Here is a 3,331-nt window from a genome sequence, read left to right on the forward strand (position 1 = left end):
TGCCCAGCAACTGCAACAAGTGCCGGGCATCAGTGAAGTCAAAGCCATGCGGCTGCAACGCGGTTTCGACATCGCCCGCTCCAGGCCTTTCGCCCATTGGCTGAGAGGCCTTGGCGTGCCTGCCCACGGCAACGTGCCTGAGCATGAGTATTGGCCGGCGCTTGCCAGCCGTTCCCCCAGCGAATGGCAAGCCTTGCCCGGCATCGGTGAAACACGCGCCAGGCAGCTCGCAGACTTCTTCGCCCAGGGAGAAATCCAGCGCATTGCAACACATCTGGGGAACAATGGCGTCGACGGTTTTCACATGGCTGAAGAGGCCAAATCCCACTAGCGAATGCGCAAAGACCTGTAAGGGGATTTCCGAATCTGAGCCTGGAAAAACCTGCCAAGGGTTTATAAATCGGTAAAACCAAGGCAGGATTTCCCCACTTTCTGCTGCCCCGCCCCGTTCAAGAGGCTTTTCATGAAACGTATTTCCACCCTTTTAGTGCTGGCAACGCTGGCTTTTTCAGCTAACGCCGCCCAGCCCGCCAAAGAACAACCCGCGCTCACCGGTTGCGCAGCCAAGCGCCAAGCGATTGTTGAACAGATCGAACAGGCCAAGGCCCACAACAACAGCAACCAACAGGCCGGCCTGGAAAAAGCGCTGAGCGAAGTCGATGCGAACTGCACCGATGCCGGCTTGCGCAAAGAGCGCGAACAGAAGGTGCTCGAGGCGCGCCACGAGGTCAACCAGCGCACCAAGGACCTGGACAAGGCCATGAAGAAGGGCGACCCGGAGCGCATCAACAAGCGCAAAGACAAACTTGCCGAGGCGAAAAAGGAGTTGCAGGAAGCTGTCGAAGACCTGGAGCGCTGAAGGCTGGCAACTAGCCTACGGCCTACAGGGCTTGCCGGGACACCGGCCCGGCACTCGACCAGTGGCCCTGCAGGCCTCTGGTCGACCATGCCTCAGTGGTTGCGAAACTCTGTATGGCAGGCCTTGCACGCTGCCTCGACCTTGTCCATAGGCGCCTTGAGCATCGCCGCGTCCAGTGGCTGCTTGCGTGTCACCGCCAGCAACTCGCCTGTCACCCCTTCCAACGCTTGCGCCAAGTCATGAAAGCGCGCCTGACGCTCCCAGACCTCGGGCCGCGCACTGCTGTCGCCATCATCCTTTACCTGCGGAAAATGCTGCCAGGGCGCATGGGCCAGGCTATCGAGTTTCACCGCACCCTCGGCAAACTTAGCCCCATCGAACGGCAACCGCCCGCGCAGCATGCCACCCATGTCCTCGCTGGTCTTGAGCATCTGCTTGAAGATCGCCTTGCGCTGCCCCAAGGGTGAGTTAGGATCGACACGGTCGCAGGCCACCAGGGACAGGCTGATCAGCAGTATGGCGGTGAAACATTTGAACATCACAGTCACATTGGCAGAGGAAAGGGCCACCAGTATCCTCGCCTGCCATGCAAAGACCAATACCCTTACGAACACTATGGGCAGCCATCCGCTGCTGCCCTCCAAGGATTCAACCATGAAATCTGCTCTGCGCCATCTCGCCTGGGCGCTGCCGGCCCTGGCCTTGCTGGCCGGCTGCAACGGCGGCGAAAACGCCAAGCCCGAACCCCACGCCGTCGCTACTTACACCCCTGCAGCTTGGGCCGACCTGCCCAGCGTCAGCGACAGCGACCTGGTCGCGGGTTTCAACGCCTGGCGCACTGGCTGTGAAAAGCTCAAGCGTGATCCGGTGTGGGCCGCCACGTGCGAAGCAGCACAGCCGATTGCCCTGGAGGCGCCCCAGGTGCGCACGTTCCTGCAAGCGCAATTGCAGGTCTATGGCCTGCGCTCGGCCGAGAACAACGCCAATGGCCTGATCACCGGCTACTACGAACCGGTCTACCCCGGCAGCCTGACACGCACCGAAGCGGCCAATGTACCGGTGTATGGCATCCCCGATGACATGATCGTGGTCGACCTGGCCAGCGTTTACCCGGAACTGAAGGGCAAGCGCCTGCGAGGCCGCCTCGACGGCCGCGTGCTCAAGCCCTATGACACCGCCGAGGTGATCTACCGGGACGGCGTGAAGGCCCCGGTACTGGCGTGGTTGACCGACCCGATGGACCTGCAGTTTCTGCAGATCCAGGGGTCAGGCCGGGTAAAGCTGGAAGATGGCCGTCAATTGCGCCTGGGCTACGCCGACCAGAACGGCCACCCGTACCGGCCGATAGGTCGCTGGCTGATCGAGCAGGGCCAGTTGAAGAAGGAAGACGTGAGCATGGGCGCCATCCATGCCTGGGCTCAGGCCAATCCGCAGCGTGTGCCTGAATTGCTGGCGAGCAACCCCAGCTATGTATTCTTCAGCACCCGCCCTGACAGCAACGAAGGCCCGCGCGGCTCGCTGAATGTGCCGCTTACCGCAGGCTACAGCGTGGCCATCGATCGCAAGGTCATTCCATTGGGCAGCCTGCTTTGGCTGTCCACCACGCGCCCGGACGGCACACCGGTGGTTCGGCCGGTGGGCGCTCAGGATACGGGTGGCGCGATTACCGGCGAAGTGCGTGCGGACCTGTTCTGGGGCACCGGGCCTGAGGCCGGCGAACTGGCGGGGAACATGAAGCAACAGGGGCAGATCTGGATGCTATGGCCAAAGGGCAAGCCACTGCCTGAAGTACCCAAAGTCCTTTGACTGGCTGCTGCTCTCCTCGCGGCTCACACGCGAGGAGGGCAGCCAGGCTTCAGGCCGAAACGACGAAGAACGACACGATCAGGGCCACCCCGGCGAACCACACCAGCGAGCGCAAAGCCGCCCAGTCCGCCAGATAGCAGATGATGTAAAGCAGCCGACTGGTGATGTACAAGACCCCCAGCACGTCCTGCGTCACCTGCTCGGCATTGCCCACGATATCGGCCACCAGCACCGCCGCGGCAAATGCCGGAAACGCTTCATAGCTGTTCTGCTGGGCGGCATGGGCACGCCGTGGCAGACCCGATAATGTGTCGAGGAAGGCGCGTGGGTCGTGATTGTCCTTCAAGCCGAAACGGCCACTGCTCACCTTGGCGATCAAGGCGCACAGCGGCGGCAGGAACAATGCGATCAGGATGCACCACAGGGCAACGGTCATGGACAGGACTCCTTCAGTCGTTAGGTTAGAGCTTCATCACCAGCATGCCTGCCAGTACCAGCCCGCAAGCTAGGAGTCTCGGGCCGCCAAAAGGTTCTTTGAGGTAGCGCATGCCCAGCAGTACCACCAGAATGACGCTCAGCTCGCGCAAGGCCGCCGCCTCGGCCACCGAACCCAGATGCATGGCCCACAATACCAGCGCGTAGCTGAACAACACGCAAAAGCCCACT

At 61.8% G+C, this 3,331-nt stretch carries 5 protein-coding genes and 1 pseudogene; 3 read left to right on the forward strand and 3 right to left on the reverse strand.

Features of this window, described 5'->3' with window-relative positions:
• Both BLX42_RS03575 and BLX42_RS03580 read left to right on the forward strand, forming a co-directional pair.
• Nucleotides 1-331 (forward strand): annotated as a pseudogene (locus tag BLX42_RS03575) (DNA ligase B); the annotation flags it as partial.
• A gap of 132 nt (nucleotides 332-463) precedes the next feature.
• Nucleotides 464-859 carry a DUF1090 domain-containing protein gene (locus BLX42_RS03580; protein ID WP_046785043.1) on the forward strand — a complete coding sequence of 132 codons (396 nt, stop codon included), beginning with the start codon at nucleotides 464-466 and terminating at the stop codon, nucleotides 857-859.
• Nucleotides 860-951: 92 nt separating this feature from the next.
• Here the strand turns inward: BLX42_RS03580 and BLX42_RS03585 are convergent, their stop codons facing one another.
• The gene (locus tag BLX42_RS03585; protein WP_046785042.1) at nucleotides 952-1,398 is read right to left on the reverse strand and encodes a cytochrome c; all 447 of its coding nucleotides are present in this window, start codon (nucleotides 1,396-1,398) and stop codon (nucleotides 952-954) included.
• Between the two features lie 115 nt (nucleotides 1,399-1,513).
• Between BLX42_RS03585 and BLX42_RS03590 the strand changes: the two genes are divergently transcribed.
• A complete protein-coding gene (locus BLX42_RS03590; protein WP_046785041.1) occupies nucleotides 1,514-2,665 on the forward strand; it encodes a murein transglycosylase A in 1,152 nt (383 codons plus the stop codon).
• 49 nt (nucleotides 2,666-2,714) lie between these two features.
• Here BLX42_RS03590 and BLX42_RS03595 read toward each other — a convergent pair whose 3' ends face one another.
• Together BLX42_RS03595 and BLX42_RS03600 are read right to left on the reverse strand one after the other, a co-directional pair.
• Nucleotides 2,715-3,101, reverse strand: a complete 387-nt coding sequence (locus BLX42_RS03595) for an MAPEG family protein (protein WP_012312435.1) — start codon at nucleotides 3,099-3,101, stop codon at nucleotides 2,715-2,717.
• A gap of 25 nt (nucleotides 3,102-3,126) precedes the next feature.
• Nucleotides 3,127-3,331: EamA family transporter (locus BLX42_RS03600; protein WP_161871164.1), on the reverse strand; the 205-nt coding region annotated here is incomplete at its 5' end.

The sequence above is a fragment of the Pseudomonas sp. SG-MS2 genome (genome assembly GCF_009933855.1).
Classification (GTDB): Bacteria; Pseudomonadota; Gammaproteobacteria; order Pseudomonadales; family Pseudomonadaceae; genus Aquipseudomonas; species Aquipseudomonas putida_E.